The 20,967-nt window shown below is 46.2% G+C and carries 17 protein-coding genes; 16 read left to right on the top strand and 1 reads right to left on the bottom strand.

Annotated elements, in window-relative coordinates; all coding sequences use genetic code 11:
* The first annotated feature begins 28 nt into the window (after positions 1-28).
* Positions 29-544 (top strand): adenine phosphoribosyltransferase, encoded by a 516-nt coding sequence (locus tag BS614_RS27095; protein ID WP_047844084.1) that lies wholly within the window; start codon positions 29-31, stop codon positions 542-544.
* Positions 545-699: 155 nt separating this feature from the next.
* Here the strand turns inward: BS614_RS27095 and uraA are convergent, their stop codons facing one another.
* On the bottom strand, positions 700-2,016 hold the full coding sequence (gene uraA / locus BS614_RS27090; protein ID WP_074096227.1) for a uracil permease: 1,317 nt from the start codon (positions 2,014-2,016) through the stop codon (positions 700-702).
* A 373-nt stretch (positions 2,017-2,389) separates the two neighbouring features.
* Here uraA and BS614_RS27085 point away from each other — a divergent pair, with 373 nt between their 5' ends.
* The 15 genes from BS614_RS27085 (at position 2,390) to BS614_RS27025 (ending at position 20,882) form a co-directional block, all read left to right on the top strand.
* Positions 2,390-4,567 (top strand): RelA/SpoT family protein, encoded by a 2,178-nt coding sequence (locus tag BS614_RS27085; protein WP_074096226.1) that lies wholly within the window; start codon positions 2,390-2,392, stop codon positions 4,565-4,567.
* 12 nt (positions 4,568-4,579) lie between these two features.
* Entirely contained in the window at positions 4,580-5,041 is a 462-nt protein-coding gene (gene dtd / locus BS614_RS27080; RefSeq protein WP_074096225.1) for a D-aminoacyl-tRNA deacylase, read from the top strand.
* Positions 5,042-5,117: 76 nt separating this feature from the next.
* The gene (locus tag BS614_RS31665; protein WP_156946186.1) at positions 5,118-5,285 is read left to right on the top strand and encodes a hypothetical protein; all 168 of its coding nucleotides are present in this window, start codon (positions 5,118-5,120) and stop codon (positions 5,283-5,285) included.
* A 267-nt stretch (positions 5,286-5,552) separates the two neighbouring features.
* Entirely contained in the window at positions 5,553-6,059 is a 507-nt protein-coding gene (locus BS614_RS27075) for a type 1 glutamine amidotransferase domain-containing protein (RefSeq protein WP_036616900.1), read from the top strand.
* A 120-nt stretch (positions 6,060-6,179) separates the two neighbouring features.
* A complete protein-coding gene (locus BS614_RS27070; RefSeq protein ID WP_074096224.1) occupies positions 6,180-6,626 on the top strand; it encodes a hypothetical protein in 447 nt (148 codons plus the stop codon).
* 548 nt (positions 6,627-7,174) lie between these two features.
* Positions 7,175-8,443, top strand: a complete 1,269-nt coding sequence (locus BS614_RS27065) for a tetratricopeptide repeat protein (protein WP_074096223.1) — start codon at positions 7,175-7,177, stop codon at positions 8,441-8,443.
* An 823-nt stretch (positions 8,444-9,266) separates the two neighbouring features.
* Positions 9,267-10,520 (top strand): histidine--tRNA ligase, encoded by a 1,254-nt coding sequence (hisS, locus tag BS614_RS27060; RefSeq protein WP_017686789.1) that lies wholly within the window; start codon positions 9,267-9,269, stop codon positions 10,518-10,520.
* Positions 10,521-10,733: 213 nt separating this feature from the next.
* The gene (gene aspS / locus BS614_RS27055; protein ID WP_036616911.1) at positions 10,734-12,512 is read left to right on the top strand and encodes an aspartate--tRNA ligase; all 1,779 of its coding nucleotides are present in this window, start codon (positions 10,734-10,736) and stop codon (positions 12,510-12,512) included.
* Positions 12,513-12,530: 18 nt separating this feature from the next.
* Positions 12,531-13,289 carry a tRNA threonylcarbamoyladenosine dehydratase gene (locus BS614_RS27050; protein ID WP_017686791.1) on the top strand — a complete coding sequence of 253 codons (759 nt, stop codon included), beginning with the start codon at positions 12,531-12,533 and terminating at the stop codon, positions 13,287-13,289.
* Positions 13,290-13,533: 244 nt separating this feature from the next.
* Complete coding sequence (locus BS614_RS27045) at positions 13,534-14,832, top strand: NCS2 family permease (RefSeq protein WP_074096222.1); 1,299 nt, start codon at positions 13,534-13,536, stop codon at positions 14,830-14,832.
* A 73-nt stretch (positions 14,833-14,905) separates the two neighbouring features.
* Positions 14,906-16,705, top strand: coding sequence for an ABC transporter ATP-binding protein (locus BS614_RS27040; RefSeq protein WP_074096221.1), 1,800 nt, complete (start codon positions 14,906-14,908; stop codon positions 16,703-16,705).
* Positions 16,706-16,853: 148 nt separating this feature from the next.
* Positions 16,854-17,519: a TetR/AcrR family transcriptional regulator gene (locus BS614_RS27035; protein WP_074096220.1), complete on the top strand. Its 666-nt coding sequence runs from the start codon at positions 16,854-16,856 to the stop codon at positions 17,517-17,519.
* Positions 17,520-17,555: 36 nt separating this feature from the next.
* Positions 17,556-18,227 (top strand): DUF4097 family beta strand repeat-containing protein, encoded by a 672-nt coding sequence (locus BS614_RS27030; RefSeq protein WP_167544427.1) that lies wholly within the window; start codon positions 17,556-17,558, stop codon positions 18,225-18,227.
* A gap of 167 nt (positions 18,228-18,394) precedes the next feature.
* Entirely contained in the window at positions 18,395-18,565 is a 171-nt protein-coding gene (locus BS614_RS31880) for a hypothetical protein (RefSeq protein ID WP_167544426.1), read from the top strand.
* A gap of 136 nt (positions 18,566-18,701) precedes the next feature.
* Positions 18,702-20,882, top strand: coding sequence for a HelD family protein (locus BS614_RS27025; protein ID WP_074096218.1), 2,181 nt, complete (start codon positions 18,702-18,704; stop codon positions 20,880-20,882).
* Positions 20,883-20,967 lie beyond the last annotated feature (85 nt).

Below are 20,967 nucleotides of genomic sequence, written 5' to 3'. Positions count from 1 at the left end.
TGTGTATTTATTTTAGGAGGAGATTATTTTGGATTTTAAAGATTATATTCGTGTCATTCCTGACTTTCCACAACCGGGAATCAGCTTTAAGGACATTACAACATTGTTGAAAGATGGAGAAATGTACCGCAAGGCGATCAATGAACTGAAAGTGATGGTTTCTGATCTCAAAATTGACGTCATTGCTGGACCTGAAGCACGTGGTTTCGTTGTGGGCGCCCCTCTGGCATACGCTCTTGGTGTCGGTTTTGCTCCGATTCGCAAAAGTGGAAAACTGCCTGGAGAGACGATTGAAGTTGGTTATGATCTCGAGTATGGCAAGGATACACTCGCGATGCACACAGATGCGATTGAAAAAGGTCAAAATGTCCTGATCGCAGATGATCTGCTCGCAACGGGTGGAACGATTGCAACTTCCATCAATTTGATTGAACAATTGGGTGGGAACGTTGTCGGTGCTGCATTCCTGATCGAGCTGTCTGATCTGAATGGTCGTGCTAAATTGCCAGAGAAAATCGATGTATTCACATTGATGAACTACTAAGTTTAAAATCTCCACTTGGAGTGTTGTGATTAAAACCTGAATTGCTTTTCCCTTTTCCCGGGAAATAATATACAGCATTAATGATTGCGAAAAAGCCTGTTCTCTCCATCCGTTAGGGTTGGAAAGAACAGGCTTTTGATGTATATACGATGAAATTAATGTGGCGTTTTTTCAGTAATAGGCTGTTTTTTTGAATCATCATTCAACCAACCCAGCACTTCAAACAGTTTGAACAACAAGCTCATCAGGATTCCGACGATGGTTGCCAGTGCCATCCCTTTCAGATGAACGCCGTAGAAGGTAACTTCTGTACCACTTAGTCCGATGACCAATACAAGTGTAGTAAGCAGCAGATTGGTCGGTTTGGCAAAATCGACTTTCTGTTCAACCAGAATACGCAGACCAGATGCTGCAATAACCCCGAACAGAAGCAGGGATACACCACCCATAACAGGCACAGGAATGTTAGCTACAAGTGCCGAGAATGTTCCTGAGAAGGAGAGTACGATTGCAATGACTGCTGCGCCTCCAATGACATATGTGGAATATACGCGAGTCAGGGCCATAACACCGATGTTCTCACCATAGGTTGTATTGGGAGTTGATCCTACAAACCCGGACAGAATGGTGGAGACCCCATTACCAAGCAGGGAACGATGAAGCCCAGGGTCTTTCGAAAGATCTTTGCCTACAATGCTGCTCGTTACAAGCAAATGTCCAATATGTTCAACGATAACCACAAGCGCTACAGGTAAAATAGTGAAAATAACGGACCAGTCAAATGTAGGCGTTGTTACGGTTGGTAGTGAGAAGAAATCAGCGTTTCCAATAGCCTGTTTATCAACCAGACCCATAGAATAGCCAAGGATATAACCGACTACAATACCGATTAGAATATGAATGATTTTGGGGAATCCACGGAACGTTACGGCCCCAATGACAGTGATACCAAGCGTGGCCATGGATAAAATAATGGGTTTGGCCTGCGGCACCCAGTTCGGGTTAGCAACAGGATCAGAGTTAATCAATCCTGCCATTCCGGCAGCCACGGGTACAAGCTCCAGTCCGATCAGAGCAACGATGGCGCCCATAACCGCTGGTGGGAAGACTACGTTAATCCATCCGGTACCCGCAAATTTAATAATGAGGGCCACGAAACAGAAAACAAGTCCTGTTATGATAAAAGCTCCAAGTGCCATGGAGTAGCCATTCTCAGGATGTTGTTTTAATACCATTGTGACAGGTGCAATAAAGGCAAAGCTTGATCCGAGATATGCTGGAATCTTTCCTTTACACATCAGTATGTACAACAGTGTTCCAATTCCGTTCATCAGCAGGATCATACTTGGATCAACACCGAACAGGTTTGGTACAAGCACCGTGCTGCCAAACATGGCGAACAAATGCTGAAGGCTAAGCAGTGAACCTGAGCCAAGTGGCATCTTTTGATTAACCTGAATTTCGCGTTGCAATGAATTTCATCTCCTTTTCCGAAACACAAACTTTCAATAGATTACAGAGTTTCTCTTAATTAAGCAATAACATTTTTGACGTAGCAGAGCGATGGAATTTATATTTTCATGAATTTTCCTTCTATTTCAGCAAATAACGGCAATAATACATAAGAAATAAGAAATACATCCAATCCCCTGTGAGTCATAGGGAAATGGGATAGAAGTAATTCAGATCACCAATATAAAAATTGGATAAGCGCTCTTATTCGTCAGCAGTTGACGGGAAACGGGCGAAGCGTCATAATTATAGGAAATTACTTTTACGGGGAACCTGTGTTGCAGCACTGTCACGGGTTCCATTTGGTATAGAAAGGACACGGAACAGATCAGAATGGGCATAGAGCAATTACTCGAGAAGGCCGGGGCATATATCAAAGAACCCGATCTGGTGCGCATACGAGAAGCTTACGAATTTGCTGATCAGGCCCACCATGGACAGACGCGAAAATCGGGAGAACCGTATATTCTGCATCCGCTTGCGGTTGCCGACATTGTTGTGAACATGCAGATGGACACCATCTCCATAATAGCAGCGCTTCTTCATGATGTAGTAGAGGATACTACGGTCTCACTTGAAGAGATCCGCAATCATTTCGGCAATACGTGTGCCATGCTTGTTGACGGCTTGACGAAGCTGGAACGTATTCAGTTTCGCTCCAAGGAAGAACAGCAGAACGAGAACTACCGCAAAATGTTCATCGCCATGGCGCAGGACATCCGTGTCATCGTGATTAAATTGGCTGACCGTCTGCATAATATGAGGACACTCAAGTTTCAGTCGGAAGAAAGCCAGCGCCGGATTTCATATGAAACGCTGGAAATTTTCTGTCCGATTGCAAACCGTTTGGGTATCTCTGCAATCAAATGGGAAATGGAGGACATCGCCCTCCGTTATTTGAATCCGCAGCAGTATTACCGAATTGCAAACCTGATGCACAAAAAACGTGCAGAACGTGAGCAATATATTGATACGGTTATGGATGGAATTACGAACAAGCTGGATGAGATGGGAATTCAGGCAGACCTTTCGGGACGCCCGAAACATATCTACAGCGTGTTCAAGAAAATGACCACCAAAAACAAGCAGTTTAACGAAATTTATGATCTGCTTGCCATTCGTATTATTGTGGATAATATCAAGGATTGTTATGCTACCTTGGGAATTATACACACGCTATGGAAACCGATGCCTGGACGCTTCAAAGACTACATTGCGATGCCAAAGGCGAATATGTATCAATCGCTGCATACAACGGTAGTTGGTCCCAATGGCGAACCAACAGAAGTACAGATCCGGACATGGGATATGCACCGGACTGCTGAATTTGGTATTGCTGCTCACTGGGCCTACAAAGAAGGCGCTGCGAACGGAAATCATTTTGAAGACAAGATTACGTTCTTCCGTGAAATTCTTGAACTTCAAAACGAAGCACAGGATGCATCAGAATTCGTAGAGTCACTCAAAATGGATTTCTTCTCGGATCTGGTATTTGTATTTACGCCAAAAGGAGAAGTCATCGAATTGCCAATCGGCTCTGTTCCTTTGGATTTTGCTTATCGAATCCATACGGAGGTTGGTAATCGGACCATTGGTGCCAAAGTAAACGGTCGGATTGTTCCGCTCGATTATCATCTGAAGACAGGTGATATCATCGAAATTTTGACGTCCAAACATTCTTACGGACCGAGCCAGGACTGGATGAAAATTGCGAAATCTTCTCATGCACGAGCGAAGATCAAGCAATGGTTCAAGAAGGAACGTCGTGAAGAAAACGTTGAAAAAGGTCGGGAGAGCTGTGAGCGTGAACTGAAACGTATGGGGCTTGATCCTTCTGCGTGGATGACGGATGACAAGTTGATGGAAGCTGCCAAAAAATATGCGTTTAACGATATTGATGACATGCTTGCGGCTGTTGGATTCGGTGGGATTACTGCTGCACAGATTGTAACCAAAGCAACCGAAAAACTGCGTAAAGAGCAGGAAGAGTCCAGTTTGCTGGAATTAAATTCCGCGATGCGCGAGCTGAAACCTGCGCCCGAGCGCAGAAATCGACCAACCAACGGTATTCGTGTCAAAGGCATCGATAATCTGCTTGTTCGATTCGCACGATGCTGTAATCCTGTACCTGGGGATGACATTATCGGATACGTTACACGCGGACGCGGCGTTTCCGTACACCGTAGTGACTGTCCGAATATCCCGACAAGTGCAGACGGAGAAGAAGCAGCACGTGTTATTGAGGTCGAGTGGGAAGAGAATATTGAAGCGAGTTACAGTGTGGATATTGAGATTACAGGTCATGATCGGAATGGCTTGCTCAACGAGGTACTTCAGGCTGTATCTGAAAGTAAAACCAATATATCTGCCGTTACAGGACGGACAGATAAAAATAAATTAGCATTGGTGCACGTCACAATTCTGATTCGTAATACGGATCATCTGCAATCCGTTGTAGAACGGATCAAACGTGTGAAAGATGTCTATTCGGTGCATCGGATTATGCAGTAAGGAGCCTGTAAGATGAGGGTGCTTGTACAACGCTGTAAAGAGGCTCAGGTGACTGTGGGAGACGAGCTGACAGGTAAGATCGAATCCGGATTAATGCTGCTCGTAGGCATTACCCATGAGGACACCGCGAAGGATGCCCAGTATCTGGCTGACAAAGTTAGTGGGTTACGGATATTTGAGGATGATCAGGAGAAGATGAATCTCAGTCTGCTTAACGTTGGCGGTGCTGTATTGTCTGTTTCCCAGTTCACCCTGTACGGAGATTGTCGCAAAGGAAAGCGTCCGAGCTTTGCGGCTGCGGCCCGACCTGAAGCGGCAGAACTGTTATATGAAACGTTTAATCAACTGCTACGGGATAAAGGTATTCAGGTGGAAACCGGGCGTTTCGGAGCGATGATGGATGTAACATTTACCAACTGGGGACCCGTGACTTTGATGCTTGAAAGTCCGGTTCGTCAGGAACCACGTGCATAATTTCATAGGGTTCAGGCAATAATAAAGGATAATTCGTTGATGACTATTTCATGATCAAAGGAGTATCCATCCAATTATGCGCCAATCTGCGAAAGAAACACGTACCCGTACAGAACCTTTGTTACTCCCTGGCAACCTGTATGAATCATTGCACCTTGCCCGTTCGGCTGCTGAGTATGTTGCAACGATCTGGGCACTTCAGGATTCGGACAAAGGGAAGCAGAGTCATCTTCCGCGATCTTGAATGTTTACACAGGTATATAAACATCCGATATTTGGATTATACAGATTCTAAAAAAAGTCCTGATTCCTTCCCGAATCAGGACTTTTTGTCGTGAGTAGAACTTTTTAAGTGTTCGTTTGACGACTTCGTTACAAAATGAAATTAAATTGAATTGTTATAAATTGCTCTGGTGAGGGTAATAACAAAACGAGGCACAACGAAGTGCCAATGTACTGCAAGACCCGATTTTATAAAGAAAGTTCGAACACGGAAAGGAGAACATACGTTATGAGTAAAGTTGCTTTTTTATTGGCGAATGACTTTGAAGATTCGGAGATGCAGGTCCCGTATGACGAAGTAAAAAAAGCTGGACATGAAGTGGAGATTATCGGATTAAAAGCCGGTGAGACCCTTAAAGGTAAAGGAGGAAAGGCCTCCTATACCACAGATAAGGCGATTGGTGACGCATCCGCTTCAGATTATGATGCGGTCGTGATTCCTGGTGGATCATCCCCTGAGAATTTGCGAAGTGATGCGCACATCTTGAAGTTTGTCACCGAGATCAACAGTGCGAAGAAACCAATCGCAGCGATCTGCCATGGTCCTCAGATTTTGGCTAGTGCCGGTCTGTTGAAAGGCCGCACGATTACATCCTATCCACCGCTTAAGGATGATATGGTAAACGCAGGAGCAGAGTTCAAGGATCATGAGGCCGTTGTGGATGGAAACTATATTACATCCCGTACGCCTGAAGATGAGCCAGCGTTTGTACGTGAACTGCTAAAAGTTATATAACTTCAGCCAGTACAACTGACATACATTGATGTATCTTAACTACGTTACATCGTGACTACGTTACATCGTGACGTTTACAAACTTCACGTTGCATTTCATTCCGAAAAAGGAGGGTTTGACATGACAAAACATATTCAGGCGTATTTTCGAACCGAGGACGAGGCAGAGGGAGCAAGAACTTCACTTCAGACGTTTCGTACAGAGCATTTGGAAGTAGGTCAACTGGACAGTGCGATAGGTAGAGACACGCGTGTTATGGTGCCACTGGTGCCTTATAATACAGCAGGTGGCGTAGGTACCAATGGTGCAATGGGTGTAGGTGCAGCCCCTGGTGTTCCAGCCAGCGAAAATGTGATCCCTGTGGTAGCCAATGTGGACCGTGATGCAGAACGGGATACTCGTGACAGAGAGAATGAGGATGGAGACATGCTGAATGCTGCAGATGTGTCTTCGGCCGATTATGATGATCTGCATTATGTTCTGTCTGCCAAAGTAAGGGATGAGGACTATGAGGAGATTGTTCATAAGCTTCGTTCCAACCATGCCTATGTGGAAGATTTGAATTAACGTGTAGATACTTCTTGGCCCTTGCACTGCTCGACCATACAGTCGAGTGATGTGCAAGGGCTTTTTAATCAGGAGGATATTAAAAAACTAATTTATAAAGCGCTATCATTTTTGTAATATTACTGTAATATTAGATACATAAGCCTTTAACATAGTGGGCTTATAATAACATACATGACCCCCTTTTTTTATATATCCTTTGAGCCTGCACACCGTGTGCAGGCTATTTTTTTTGAGCTGAGAATATGTATGTTTTGGGCAGAGCTTACCCCTTTATTCAATTTTTGCTAGAATAGAGAGATGGGTTTATATATTCTACAGCGAATTGTAGGAATTCATCGCCAGAGTGATCCGTCATATTCCAGATGAACATATACTCGCTGAAACGGCCCCACTTTTTTTATATAAGTACGGGACAGCCGTTTCTGCTTGATCGATGGAATTTGAAAGTTATATAGAATGCCTCGTTTGAGAAATGACACCTACAATGCTAAAGCAACAGAGTTCTCATGCGAATGGCTAGAGACAGATTTAAGGGGGAATTAGTTTTGAGTAAGGTTGGAAGAAATGATGTATGCCCATGTGGTAGTGGGAAAAAATATAAGAAATGTTGTCTGAACAAGGAGTCCTCTGCAGTAGAATCCATACTGGGGATAATATCAACGGAGAAACCGGTCCGGGAAGCCTCCATTCAGCCTGAGAGCAAACTGACCTTGACCAAGCTGAAAAAGATGGTGGCAAGCGATTTGAGATGGGAGCACCCGGCTCACGAACAGCTAGCCCTGCAGACTATTGAGAACATGAGCAACCAATATGAGCCAGAGGTAATTTTGGAAGCTCTAGTGTTATGGAACGGCTACTCCCGTCAGACCCGCCCTACTGTGAAGAAGACAGGCTCGTTCTCTGCTGCAATTGAGTTTTTGCTGTCCGAGGAATACGGCTTCAATGTCACAAAGGCTGAGCTGGCTGATAAATATGAGGTAACGACAGGCACGATCTCCCGGAAGGTTAAGGAGATGAATAGTTACATCGAAGAATACGGCATGGGCGGTGAAACGGACGAGCTATTGATGCTGAACGGTCCAGGCACATCGAGAGACAAAGCACAGGCTCTGCTGTCTAAGGCGAGGGAAGCGAGCTCTTCCAAACGGAGAGTACATCTGGCGGAAACAGCGATTGAGATGTATCCTGACAGCTCTGATGCGTATCTTATTCTAGCTGAGGAATCGGACAATGAGAATGATGCGCGATCTTACCTCAAGGAAGGAATCGCTGCTGGCAAACGTGAACTGGGCGAACTGTTCTTTGAGGAGAACAAAGGGGACTTCTGGGGGCTTCATGAGACTCGTCCCTATATCCGGATATGCAAAAGTTATGCCGAATCCTGCTGGTTTGGCGGAGATACGAAAGAAGCAGCACAGATTCTGGAGCATATGCTGGAGCTTAATACGGAAGACAATACCGGAGCACGTTACCTGCTCGCTGCTGTGTATTTGTACAGCAACCAATTGGAACAGGCAGAGCAATTGCTGGAGGAGTATGGAAGAGGTGACACCGCAACGGCCTTTGCCTATGACAAGATCATTCTGGAGTATAAGAAAAACGGAATCACCTCCCAGCTCAAAATGCTGTACCGTGTAGCCCGGGGTGTGAACAAACATGTGCCTGATTACCTGTTGGGTTTGAAACGGCTGCCTCATAACCTCCCTGACTTTGTCGGCATGGGCGACTCCGACGAAGCGATTGAATATGTCATTATGCATTCCCGTTTATGGGCGAGCGCGCCGGATCTGTTGAAGTGGATGCTGCAACAATAGAGGAATAAGAAGCGAATAGAAGTTGGAATTCATATGATGAATCCAGCTTCTATTATCCGTGATTTCTGTCACTCCCCCACCCGGTGCAGTGTGTTAGCAAAATTTTTTTAGAGCTATCTTTTCGTGTTAACCCTTGACTTTAGCACTGCGGTTCATTACAATCAGAAAATAATACGTTGACTATAGTCAATACAAGTCGATTTTTGAACTATATTACTGATTTGATGACGGGACCAAGTACTCCGTGCCCACATGACCAGAGAGGAATCCCCAGGCTGTAAGGATTCTCTTGATGAGCGGACGAATGACTTCCCCGAGAACAGACGGCGAACACAGCAGATATGATCTGTTGACCAGTAGCTGGCCTGCGCAGGACGTGCGTTACACGTAGAGCGGAATATCTGCTTGATCAGAATGCCTTGGGCAAACCTGAATCATCAGAGATCGCCTGAACGGCTAAAGTGTCAGGTTTCCGGAATGTGGGTGGTACCACGGGTGAATGTATATTACACAATCTCTCGTCCCTTTGTTTGCTGTATACACAGCGACAGGGCGAGGGATTTTTTTGTTATATAAGTTGATTTAAAAGAAATACACGAAAACGGAGATTGTAGAACCAAGCTGTAGAAGCGAAGCGTTCGCCTAAAGGCTTTCTGAAAGAAAGCTGCATCGGAAGCATATGCTATCACCAGATTTTCACATTATAAAATTAATTCAAAAAATCTGGGGATAACAGCGATTGTAAGGTTGTTCTGCCCGCGCAGTGATCACGTGTAGAATTTTTTAACTTTTAGAGAAAAAAATCAATGCTGGAGGGATCAAGATGGCTTTTCAAAAACCGACTGGAACGCAGGACTTACTGCCTGGAGTTGTCGAGAAATGGCAGTACGTAGAAGAAAAAGCACGAGATCTGTGTCGACGGTTTAATTACCGTGAGATTCGTACACCGATCTTCGAACAGACTTCTTTATTTGTACGCGGTGTAGGAGAGACTACCGATATCGTTGAGAAAGAAATGTATACCTTTGATGACAAAGGCAATCGCAGCATGACTCTTCGTCCAGAGGGAACAGCAGGTGTTGTCCGTGCGTATGTGGAGAATAAAATCTACGGTGAACCGGATGTGAGCAAGCTCTATTACATCGGTCCGATGTTCCGGTATGAGCGTCCGCAGGCAGGCCGTCAGCGTCAATTTCACCAGTTTGGTGTAGAAGCCATCGGTGCGCTGGACCCGGCAATTGATGCGGAAGTAATCGCACTAGGTTACCAGTTGTGCGTCGAGCTCGGCTTGAAGGATGTCAAAGTGGAGATCAACTCCGTTGGTAACTCAACCAGCCGTGCAGAATACCGGGAGACGTTACTTGGGTTCCTCAGACCGATGAAGGACAGCCTGTGCAAGGACTGCCAGTCCCGCATGGAGCGTAATCCGCTGCGTGTACTCGACTGTAAGGTCGATCAGGACAAATTCGTTGGGGCACCATCTATACTGGATAGCCTGGATGAAGAGTCTTTGAATCACTTTGCCAAGCTGCAGGCATACCTGGATGATTTCGGAGTAGATTATGCTGTGAACAATCGTCTGGTACGGGGCTTGGATTATTACACGCTAACTGCGTTTGAATTAAAAGCCCAAGGTATTGGAGCAATAGATACGGTTGGCGGCGGTGGTCGGTACAATGGTCTGGTTGGAGATATTGGCGGACCTGATCAGCCGGGCATCGGCTTCGGTATTGGTCTGGAGCGTATTCAACTGATTCTGGAGCACCAAAACATTGAGGTTACTACGCTGGCTCCACTGGATGTATACTTTGTTGCTCTGGGAGAGGCTGCTGATCGTGAAGTGAACCGTCTGTTGTTCAAACTTCGTCAGTCTGGACTGTCTGGGGAACGTGATTATCTGGGCCGCAAGATGAAAGCACAGATGAAATCAGCTGACCGTTTCAAATCCCGCTACACTGCCATCCTTGGTGATGACGAGCTGGAGCGTGGTGAGATCGCCCTCAAGTCGATGGATACGGGTGAGCAACAAACCGTGAAGCTTGATGATCTGGTAGCGGCAATTCGCGAAGGTAAATAAGCATGAGGTGTTACATTAAATCTTAAACATTCAAGTAAAACAATTGATCCGGCAAAAGTAATGAGGTTCACCGACGTTTCCAATTAAGCGGAAGTTGGCGAGCCAGAGGTAACATGCCTTTTCGAATACATGATCTACACGTAACCGGACTGTTGAAGAGCAGGCACTAACTGCCCATACAGAACGGAAATTCACATAATGAGGAGTTTGGTTATGAAAAGAAGTCATCATTGCGGCGCATTAACACCCGCACACATCGGTGAAACAGTAACATTGAACGGTTGGGTTCAGACCCGTCGTGACTTGGGGGGCGTACTCTTCATCGACCTGCGTGATCGCAGCGGGATTGTACAAGTTGTCTTTAACCCGGCTTACTCCGGTGAAGCTCTGCAAATCGCAGATCGCGTACGTAGCGAGTATGTTATCGCTGTAACGGGTAAAGTCGTTAAACGTGATGCTGAAACAGTTAACAAAAACCTGCCTACTGGCGAAATTGAAGTTCAAATCACAGAAATCGAAGTGCTCAATGCAGCCAAAACACCTCCATTCTTCATTGAAGATGGTGTCGAAGTTGATGAATCCCTTCGTTTGAAATATCGTTACCTGGACCTGCGTCGTCCGGAAATGTTCGAAACACTGAAACTGCGTTCCAAAGCATCCAAAGTGTTCCGGGACTACCTGGATGGAGAAGAGTTCGTTGAAGTGGAAACACCGATCCTGACTAAGAGCTCCCCGGAAGGTGCGCGTGATTATCTCGTACCGAGCCGTGTGCATGAAGGTGAATTCTTCGCCTTGCCACAATCCCCACAAATCTACAAACAGTTGCTGATGGTGGGTGGCGTTGAGCGTTATTATCAGATCGCTCGCTGTTTCCGGGATGAGGATCTGCGTGCAGACCGTCAACCAGAATTCACTCAAGTCGACATCGAGACTTCTTTCTTGCAACAGGATGATCTGCTGCCAATGATGGAAGAACTGATGGCCAAATTGCTGCGTGAAACCAAAGGTATTGAGCTGGAACTACCTTTCCAACGGATTACGTATGCAGATGCAATGGGTAAATACGGTTCAGACAAACCAGATCTGCGCTTTGGTATGGAACTGGTTGAAATGAACGATATCGTAGCGAACAGCGGTGTGAAAGTATTTGCTTCTGTCATCGAAAAAGGTGGAGAAGTGAAAGTGCTGAACGCTAAAGGCTGTGGCACATGGAGTCGTAAAGAGATCGATGATCTCGGACCATTTGCTGCACGTTACGGTGCGAAAGGTCTGGCTTGGATTCAAGTAAAAGACGGCGAGTTCAAAGGGCCAATCGTGAAGTTCTTCACGCCTGAAGAAATCGAAGCTGTCAAAGAACGTACAGGTGCTGAAGATGGCGACTTGCTGCTCTTCTCCGCGGACACGAAAAAAGTGGTTGCTGACGTTCTGGGCGCTTTGCGTCTGAAAATCGGCCGTCAACTCGGTCTGATCGATGACAGCAAATTCAAATTTGCTTGGGTTGTGGACTTCCCACTCCTCGGATACGATGAAGATGCGAAACGTTATGTGGCAGAACACCATCCGTTCACACGTCCAAAAGACGAAGATGTACATCTGTTCGACACTGATCCGGGTGCAATCCGTGCTCAAGCCTATGACCTTGTTCTCAATGGTTATGAAGTAGGTGGCGGTTCGATGCGTATCTATAAACGTGATGTTCAGGAGAAAATGTTTGCTGCCCTTGGACTTTCTACAGAAGTAGCGAATGAGAAATTCGGCTATCTGTTGGAAGCATTCGAATATGGAACTCCACCGCATGGTGGTATTGCCTTTGGTCTGGACCGTTTGGTGATGTTGCTGGCGGGCCGCACGAATCTGCGTGAAACGATTGCCTTCCCGAAAACGGCAAGTGCAACGGATCTGCTCATGAATGCACCTTCCGAAGTAGATGACTCACAATTGGAACAACTTCACATCCGCGTAGCCCGTAAACCGGTAGCGGAAAAGAAATAAAGGAGGCATCGATTCTCAATGCTCCATCAATTTTCAAGGACAGAACTTGCGATCGGACCTGAAGGTCTGGACACATTGAAGAATAGTACAGTCGCTGTGCTCGGTATTGGCGGCGTAGGTGGAATTGCTGTAGAAGCTCTTGCCCGTAGCGGCGTTGGGCGCATCATCCTGATTGATAAAGACGTAGTGGACATCACCAACATTAACCGCCAGATTCATGCTCTGACCACGACAGTAGGGCAGAAGAAAGCGGACCTGATGGTGGAACGTGTGAAACTGATCAATCCGGAATGTGATGCGATTGCCCTGAATATGTTTTACACGGAAGAAACGTATGAGGAATTGTTCAAATATGAACTGGATTATGTGCTGGATGCATCCGACACGATTATCTACAAAATCCATCTCATTAAAGAGTGCCTGAAACGTAAAATTCCGATGATTTCCAGCATGGGTGCGGCGAATAAAATGGACCCTACGAAATTCCAAGTTGCAGATATTTCGAAAACGACCATGGACCCGATTGCCCGTGTTGTGCGTACCACACTTCGTAAAGACGGCATCAAAAAAGGTGTGAAAGTGGTCTTCTCGACTGAAAAGCCGATGAAACCGCGCGAGGACGTAACACAAAAAATCGTTCCCGAGAATGCTCCGGAAATTCGTAAGGCTAAACAGCCACCTGCGAGTAACTCATTTGTGCCTCCGGTAGCTGGACTGATCATGGTCAGTGTTGCGATTAAGGATTTGTTAGAAATTGCAGAGAACGAGCAGCAGTAACTTGCTGCCAACTGAAGAAGCGTGGATGCTGATAAGGCATCTGCGCTTTTTTGTGTGATCATACTTCGCAAGAGAGGGGCTGATGGGACGTCAATCGTCTATGATAGCCGAACTGTATCCCTAGATAAATGTCAGAGTTACATCATGTACTTCAAAGTCAAAACCGTGTATGATATTCACTGCTGCGCGAAATGATGATACATACATAAAGAATTTGCGGCTAAAGAGAGGGGAATAGAACGAAATGAAACACGGATGGATGACCAGACGTCTTGGCATGGAGCCAGGAGACCAGTGGAAGAAGGAAGTTGTGGCGGGAGCCATTTCCTATTTTGCCGTGGTCTATATCGTTATGGTCAATGCTACAATTCTTTCCGATGCCGGGATGCCTTTGCAGGCAGCTATGGTTGGAACACTGCTGACGTCCATTGCAGGATGTTTGCTCATGGCATTTGGCGGAAAATCACCGATTATCGTGGTACCCGGAATGGGGATTAATGCATTTTTCACGTATACACTTGTACATTCCATGAAATTAAGCTGGCAAGAAGCGCTGGCTGTTGTAACCGTTACAGGTATACTGTTTGCCATTGTTGCGTTTACGTCACTATACAAAATGATCAGCGAAGCAATCCCGAAAAATCTGCAGCATGGCATTACGGTCGGGATTGGTTTGTTTCTGACATTTATCGGTTTGCAAAAAAGTGGAATCGTTATCGCACATCAGACCACGTTTGTTGCGATTGGGCATTTCAATGATCCCAATGTCATTACAGCCTGCGTTACGCTGGTGCTTGCCTTGATTTTATTTATACGTAACGTACAGGGTGGACTTCTGATCAGTATTCTGGTCGGGACAGGCCTTGCCTATGTACTTGGTGCAGTGAACCCGGGTGAGTCCGTATCAGCTATGGATGCGCTGCGTCAATACGGCGGCTTGTTTGGCGAATTATCTTTGATGAAACTGGCTGATGTCGCATTCTGGATCGCGGTATTTTTGCTACTGCTGATTGTGGTGTTCGAAAATATCGGATTAATTACGGCTCAGACACAGATGATTGGTCGTCCAGAGCGGTTCAAAGGAAGTTTGCGCGCACTATCCATTAGTACCGTGTTGGCAGGCATATTCGGAAGCAGTCCTCCAGTTGCTGCAGCAGAGACTACAGCCGGAATTGCGGCAGGCGGTCGCACAGGTTTAACTCCGCTCGTTACAGCTGTGTTATTCGGGGCTACTTTTTTCTTCATCCCGCTACTCGGTTACATTCCGGACAGTGCGATTGCACCCATTTTGATCATTATTGGTGGGCTGATGGTGCAAGGTGTGAAGGATATGGATTTTGGTGACTTCACAGAGGCATTCCCGGCATTTCTGATCATGGTCATGATTCCATTTACATATAGCATCGTGGACGGTATGGCGTTTGGATTTATTGCCTATCCCTTAGCGAAGCTGGCAGCAGGTCAAGGTAAACAGGTGCCTGTGGTCATGTATGGCATTTCCATCCTCTTTTTAGCCAACTTTGTGTTGCATGGAGTTTTGTAATAACAAAAGGCAACGTCATGTAAGTTCATACGTATGATCTCTGGTGAGCAGATGGAGAACGGGAGGAACGGGAATGGAAGAGCAGCAACAAGCAGGGCAGAATGAACCGAAGGTAGGAAAAAAGGGATTTAAGGATTTCGTCAAGCTTATCGCCTCCACGAACCCGCCAAAACTGATCTTGATTCTGGCCCTCATCTTAACCCTGATTCAAACTACAGCCGGACTGATCGTGCCATTGATGACCAAAGGTCTGATTGATGGATTAACCACTTCGGCATTGAACAAATCTGTTATTTTGTTATTGCTTGGGGCATTTGTGATTCAGGCGATTGCCTCGGGTATTAGCATTTATATGTTAAATTACGCCGGACAACGCGTCGTCGCAACACTTCGCACCAAGCTGTGGAACAAGGTATTGTCGCTACGAATGCCGTATTTCGACCGCAATCGTACAGGCGATACGATGAGTCGGATTACGAATGATACAAGCCAGATCATGACATTGATCGCAGACTATCTGGTTTCCTTTGTGTCCAACATCGTTGCTGTAGTGGGTGGCGTGGCGTTATTGTTCTATTTGGACTGGGTGATGTCGCTCATTATTCTGAGTCTGGTGCCACTTACGATGTTGATCCTGTTGCCTGTGGGTAAGAAGATGTACAAGATCTCGAAGAAACAGCAGGACGAGATGGCAGGTCTTACGTCCGTGCTCAGTCAGGTTATTGGCGAGATCCGTCTGGTCAAAGCCTACGGCACGGAGAAACAGGAAGTGGAAGCAGGGGATTCCCGGATTCGTAAAATGTTTGCTTTTGGCTTGCAGGAAGCACGCATTCTTGCACTGATCGGTCCTTTGTTTACATTTGTCATGACTGCCGTACTGGTCGTTATTCTGGGTGTGGGGGGAATGCGCGTAGCGTCTGGACTGTTGTCGCCTGGTGAACTGGTTGCGTTCATTTTGCTGTTGTTCCAGGTCATTATGCCAATGGGACAATTCACGACGTTATACTCCCGTTTGCAAAAAGTCGTAGGTGCAACGGAGCGCATACAAGCGATCCTTGCCGATGAGGAAGAGCCACATGACAGCACTAAGGTAGCTCCAAAAGGAAATGAGACGATCGCATTCCATGATGTGCACTTTTCCTATATCACAGGTGAGGAAGTGCTGCACGGGATTAATCTGACGGTACCTACACAAAAAGTGACAGCCATTGTCGGTCCCAGCGGTAGCGGAAAATCAACGCTGTTCTCCTTGATGGAGCAGTTTTATATGCCCGATTCAGGCCACATTTCATATGGGGGACAAGCCATAACAGATTATTCTTTGGCCTCCTGGCGTAGCAAGATCGGGTATGTATCTCAGGAAAGTCCGCTTATGGCGGGTACAATCAAAGACAACATCACGTACGGATTAGGTCGTGAGGCCACGATGAATGAGATCCGGCGAGCTGCTGAGATGGCCTATTCTGCCGACTTTATCGACAAGCTGCCACAGGGTTATGACACGGAAGTGGGCGAGAGGGGAATCAAGTTATCCGGGGGCCAACGTCAGCGGATTGCTATTGCTCGTGCCTTACTGCGCAGTCCGGATATTCTTATGTTGGATGAAGCGACATCCAGTCTGGACAGCACCTCGGAGTATGAAGTACAGCAAGCATTGTCCAATCTGATGGAAGGAAGAACTACGATCGTGATCGCGCACCGATTGTCCACAGTGGTGGATTCCGATCAGATTGTTGTATTGGAGCATGGGCATGTTACCGGAACAGGAACTCATACGGAATTAATTAGCAATCATCCGGTATACCGTGAATTAGCGCAGAAACAGTTTGTGGCACAGGAAGGCAATGCAACTACAGTACAAAACGAAGAGTAATTCTCATTAATGCAGGGTCTCCGTAATACCCATGAGGTATTTCAACGGAGATCCTTTTTGCTCATCCTTTAAATTCCTCATATTTACAATAAGACCAACATACTCTATATTATAGATACCGACCGTTGGTATGTATAAGGAGGAACTTATGGCCAGAAATAAATATCCTGAGCAGACACTGGACCTGATTCTGACTGTCTCAACTCAAATGTTTACCGAAAAGGGATATGAAAAAACCAGTATTCAAGACATTATAGATGAATTAGGTATGTCCAAAGGTGCAATATATCATCATTTCAAATCCAAGGAGGATATCCTTAGTGCTGTGATGGAGAAGGAGCTTGGGCGGGCAGAAGACATGTTTATGGAACTCATCCAGAACACGCATGCTCCGAATGCCAGGCAGAAGCTCATCAGTATTTTGGAAAATATTATCGTTGATCCTGGAATCCAGTCCAACTCAATTGATCAGGTTCTAAGCACTCAGATCAAGAATCCGCAGTTTGTTCTTGGAGGGATCAGAAAAGGTGTTCTGAAGGATGCGCGAATTATTTCCAATATTATGGAACAAGGCAAGGAAGATGGGTCCATTTCAGTCGAATATCCGCTGGAGTGTGCTGAAATCTTCATGTTGCTCGTTAATATCTGGATTAACCCTCTACTTTTTGGACGGGATCAGGCACAGACATTGGAAAGGCTTAAGTTTTTGCAACACATGATGAAGCTCTTGGGAGCAGATATCGTTAGCGAACAGCTCATTCAGCGAATTACGAATCGCCATGCCAGCACAGGAGGTTATGCGGAGGCGGAATAAACATATACCTGATTGTTTGAAATGGAGAGGGAAAAGATGTTGAAAAGTAGTGAGCTTGCAATATGCAAGAGCATGGACATTGATCAACCCATTCATGATATACAGTTAAATTGGTTGTCAGGAGATATCAGAGTTCTTCCGAGTGTGGATGAACTGATTCACGTTATGCAATATGCGGATGCGTGCTTTTCCAAGCGAAGGCTGATGCAAGTTAACATACGAGGGGATACCTTAAGCATTGTGGACGGGAGAAAAAGGAGAGGCCTCGTTGGAATAAATATTGCTAGAACAGCATTGGAGATTCAGCTTCCTGATCGGGTTTTTGATCGTATTTTACTAAACTCCACAGGAGGACAACTCCGGTTGAATCGGCTTCTGGCCACTCGCTGTCAATGTAAGATCACCTCAGGTCGTGTAGATCTATCAGGGAGGATGGAGGAGCTTGAACTGTGCGCAGTGGCATCCATAGTGAAAGTAAAACACCTTAGTGCAGATAAGCTTAATCTTCAATCCAGTTCAGCCAAGATCGACATTTCGGGGGAGTTTCGTCACTTGCAAATTACCACAACAGGCAGAAAATTAAATATGGACTGTCTCAAGATGCCAGAGAAATTACATTCTGTATCCACAGGGGCAAAGGCATTGGTTTCCATTCCAGATAACGAAGGTTTCCGAATTTTAATTATAAAAGAAGATCAGGAGCGTTAAAAAGTGAATTTGATTTGATTACCCTTCATGGGGACAGCAATAATCTAATACACAAAAGTGGAAAAAGTGAATTTCAAGTGGATATTCGAGGAGGAGCTTTTCATCTGAAATCCAGGAAATGAGAGACTGTTCGTGTGTAGTGAAAACAAAGGGGGGCGGTAGGTATAATGGCTGGTTGGATCGTAGGAATTAGCTTTTCCACCATCGTACTGCTAATTGGGATTTACGGCGCATTGAACAGCAGGCGCAGGCAGTCCAGAAACAAGTGGGCCTGGTGGTTTATTTTGTTTGGTTGTTGTGCGCTTGTCAGTGCCATCATTAATTATCAATTCAGATGAGCTTCATTCCTTACAAAAGTAAGCCTACAAAACGGATGTGGCTTTCAATTGCCCTATGTGATATAGTAAGTATCCTTTTGTATTGCCAGATCTAGGCGATGCAGAGCAAAACATATTCTTAGGAGGTAACTGAAACATGTCAGACAGCTTTCAAAGTGCCTATCAAGAAGAAGAGTACAGGTTAGAGCGAACGATGGAGGAAGTGGATAGTCAGCTGGAACGACTGCAGAACATTCCGGTATACACCGGCCACGACTTCACAGAACAAGTGCTGGAAGCTGGACGCGAAGAGCGCCGCACCGCCTTGTCCAAGAGCGCGCAGCAACCCTATTTCGGACGCTTGGATTTCGAAGAACAGGGCAGTGGTGCACGGAAACCGCTGTATATTGGCAAAATTGGCGTAGACCGCGAAGAGGTGGGAGAGCATCCGCTCGTCATCGACTGGCGTGCTCCTGTCGCAAGCCTGTTTTACTCATTTACGGGAGGGGAAGCCTCCGCTACGTATGAAGCCCCGGAAGGGCTTATTGAAGGTCTCGTATATCTGAAACGAAACGTTGTCATTCGGCAGCGGATATTGGAACGTGTGGCGGATACATATAACCGTGACAGCGACCAGCCAGCGGTATCTGATGAATTCCTCGTTTATCGTCTGGGAGAGAACAAGGATAACAAACTGCGTGATATCGTATCTACGATTCAAGCGGAGCAGGATCTGATTATTCGTGCGGCGAGAAACACTGCATTGATCATTCAGGGTGTAGCTGGATCCGGGAAAACGACGGTTGCCCTGCATCGGCTTGCCTTTTTGCTATATCAGTACAAGGAGCAAGTATCTGCGGAGAAAATGGTTATTTTTGCACCCAACCATATGTTCCTGGATTACATCTCGGATGTGCTTCCGGAACTTGGAGTAGGGGACATTCAACAGCGGACATTCCCGGATTGGGCGATGAACCTGCTGGGGCTGGAGATGCCTTTGGCGAATACGTCGGATACTTTGAACACCTGGTTCGAAAAACCTGATGCACGACCTGAATTGAATGATGATGTACCTGGACGTTACAAAGGATCTATCCGCTTCATGGAGCTTATTCGAGAGTGGCTCTCGGGCATGGAAGCGGATTCCGTACCGGATATGGACTTCAGTCCATGGGATGGTAAGGTGCTCAGCAAGACGGAGATCGAGAACTGGTTCGGTGAGGAATACAAACATTATCCGTTGGCCAAACGCAAAGAACGGGTCATGGCGCGGGTTCACCGCTGGATTGAGATGGAACTTAAGAAACCGATGCCAGAAGCTGTGCGCAAAGAACGCAAGAAAAAAGCGTCTACTCGTGAGAAAGCTTATGCCAAAAAATGGCCTCAATACGAGCCGCTTACGATATACAAACAGCTGTTCAAAGCTGCAAAGGGCGGCTCTGTGCCAGCCTCGCTCAGCGGGCTTATTCCAAAACTGGTCATGAAACAAACCGCAGCAGATCTGAAACAGGATATCGTCCGTGAAGAGGATTTACCTGCATTAGTATACATTCATACACTGGTCCATGATATCGAGGGTTCGGAGCGATTCGACCATATTGTGATCGATGAAGCGCAGGACTTTTCCCCTTTTCATGTGGCGTTATTGGATCAGTTTGTCAAAGGGCATTCCTTCACCATACTGGGTGACTTGTCCCAAGGCATTCATGAGTACCGTGGTGTTCATGCGTGGGAAGAGATGAGTTCTCTGTTTCCTGAGGAACAGAATGCATACTTTGCATTGACCCGAAGTTATCGTTCGACGATGGAAATTATCGATTATGCCAATACGATTCTGGAACGTGGCGTCAAGAGCGGAATTACGGCGATTCCTGTTTTCCGTAGTGGTGATCCGGTTCGGACGCTGGCTTATGGAGGCGAAGGGCGGACGGCGAGTCTGGAGCAGGCTTTAAAGGTGTTAACGGTCAAAGACTACCGAACAGTCTCCATCCTGACCCGTACACTGCATGAAGCAGAGGAACTTCATCGTGAACTTCAGGACGCAGGCTGGGATCTAAACCTGATTGATGGTGGCAAAAAGCAGTACACAGGTGGGCACTCCGTTTTACCGGTCTATCTGTCTAAAGGGTTGGAGTTTGATGCCGTTATTGTGGCAGACGTAGACCAGAAGCATTATTTGCCAAATGCGGGTGATGCAAAGCTGTTGTACGTTGGTTGTACACGTGCCTTGCACGAGTTGTGGTTGTTCCATGACGGTGTACTGCCGATCTATGCGGCTGCAACACATAATCCCGATGGCGAGTCCGTAACCATTCAGGGTTGGCCAGAGCTTGGCTAGATAAAGTTTGTTATACAACAAAAGGCATGACGTTCATGGGAAAGTCCCATAAGCGCATGCCTTTTGTTGCTTTTGTGCGAAAATC

The organism is Paenibacillus xylanexedens, assembly GCF_001908275.1.
GTDB lineage: Bacteria > Bacillota > Bacilli > Paenibacillales > Paenibacillaceae > Paenibacillus > Paenibacillus xylanexedens_A.
Note: the sequence above shows the minus strand (reverse complement) of the source record. Positions and strands in the feature narration are given on the sequence as shown.

Bases quoted from the DNA above. Each gene is read 5' to 3' on its own strand.
- BS614_RS27040 (WP_074096221.1), top strand. From the start codon at position 14,906: ATGGAAGAGCAGCAACAAGCAGGGCAGAATGAACCGAAGGTAGGAAAA.
- BS614_RS31880 (WP_167544426.1), top strand. From the start codon at position 18,395: ATGGCTGGTTGGATCGTAGGAATTAGCTTTTCCACCATCGTACTGCTA.
- BS614_RS27070 (WP_074096224.1), top strand. From the start codon at position 6,180: ATGACAAAACATATTCAGGCGTATTTTCGAACCGAGGACGAGGCAGAG.
- BS614_RS27025 (WP_074096218.1), top strand. From the start codon at position 18,702: ATGTCAGACAGCTTTCAAAGTGCCTATCAAGAAGAAGAGTACAGGTTA.
- BS614_RS27035 (WP_074096220.1), top strand. From the start codon at position 16,854: ATGGCCAGAAATAAATATCCTGAGCAGACACTGGACCTGATTCTGACT.
- BS614_RS27075 (WP_036616900.1), top strand. From the start codon at position 5,553: ATGAGTAAAGTTGCTTTTTTATTGGCGAATGACTTTGAAGATTCGGAG.
- BS614_RS27050 (WP_017686791.1), top strand. From the start codon at position 12,531: ATGCTCCATCAATTTTCAAGGACAGAACTTGCGATCGGACCTGAAGGT.
- hisS (WP_017686789.1), top strand. From the start codon at position 9,267: ATGGCTTTTCAAAAACCGACTGGAACGCAGGACTTACTGCCTGGAGTT.
- aspS (WP_036616911.1), top strand. From the start codon at position 10,734: ATGAAAAGAAGTCATCATTGCGGCGCATTAACACCCGCACACATCGGT.
- dtd (WP_074096225.1), top strand. From the start codon at position 4,580: ATGAGGGTGCTTGTACAACGCTGTAAAGAGGCTCAGGTGACTGTGGGA.
- BS614_RS27045 (WP_074096222.1), top strand. From the start codon at position 13,534: ATGAAACACGGATGGATGACCAGACGTCTTGGCATGGAGCCAGGAGAC.
- BS614_RS27085 (WP_074096226.1), top strand. From the start codon at position 2,390: ATGGGCATAGAGCAATTACTCGAGAAGGCCGGGGCATATATCAAAGAA.
- BS614_RS31665 (WP_156946186.1), top strand. From the start codon at position 5,118: ATGCGCCAATCTGCGAAAGAAACACGTACCCGTACAGAACCTTTGTTA.
- BS614_RS27030 (WP_167544427.1), top strand. From the start codon at position 17,556: ATGTTGAAAAGTAGTGAGCTTGCAATATGCAAGAGCATGGACATTGAT.